The 498-nt window shown below is 52.8% G+C and carries 1 protein-coding gene; it reads left to right on the top strand.

Going from position 1 to position 498, the window contains the following annotated elements:
* Positions 1 to 438, top strand: a 438-nt coding sequence (locus tag F0U44_RS24400; protein ID WP_149730645.1) for an MC/SLC25 family protein, incomplete at its 5' end; no start/stop codon positions are given.
* Positions 439 to 498: the final 60 nt, after the last annotated feature.

The raw sequence follows: 498 nt of genomic DNA, 5'->3' as shown, positions 1-498 counted from the left end.
TTCTCCGGTCTCGGAAACTGCATCAGCAAGATCTTCAAGTCCGACGGTCTGATCGGTCTGTACAGAGGTTTCGGTGTGTCCGTGCAAGGTATCATCATCTACCGTGCCTCATACTTCGGTTTCTACGACACGGCCCGCGGCATGCTGCCCGACCCTAAGAACACACCCATTGTAATCAGCTGGGCCATCGCTCAGACCGTAACCACAGTCGCCGGTATCATCTCCTATCCCTTCGACACAGTCCGTAGGCGCATGATGATGCAGTCTGGTCGTGCCAAGAGCGATATCCTGTACAAGAACACCATCCACTGCTGGGCTACCATTGCCAAGACCGAGGGAACCTCGGCCTTCTTCAAGGGAGCCTTCTCCAACGTCCTCAGAGGTACTGGTGGTGCCTTCGTGCTCGTCTTGTATGATGAGATCAAGAAGGTCCTGTAAATCTAACGTAAGAATTGTTACCATAATTTCTATGTGATTCCGTGTCGCAGCCACTCCCCT

Origin of the sequence: Nocardioides humilatus (assembly GCF_008373755.1) — a bacterium.
GTDB classification, from domain to species: Bacteria; Actinomycetota; Actinomycetes; order Propionibacteriales; family Nocardioidaceae; genus Nocardioides; species Nocardioides humilatus.
Note: the sequence above shows the minus strand (reverse complement) of the source record. Positions and strands in the feature narration are given on the sequence as shown.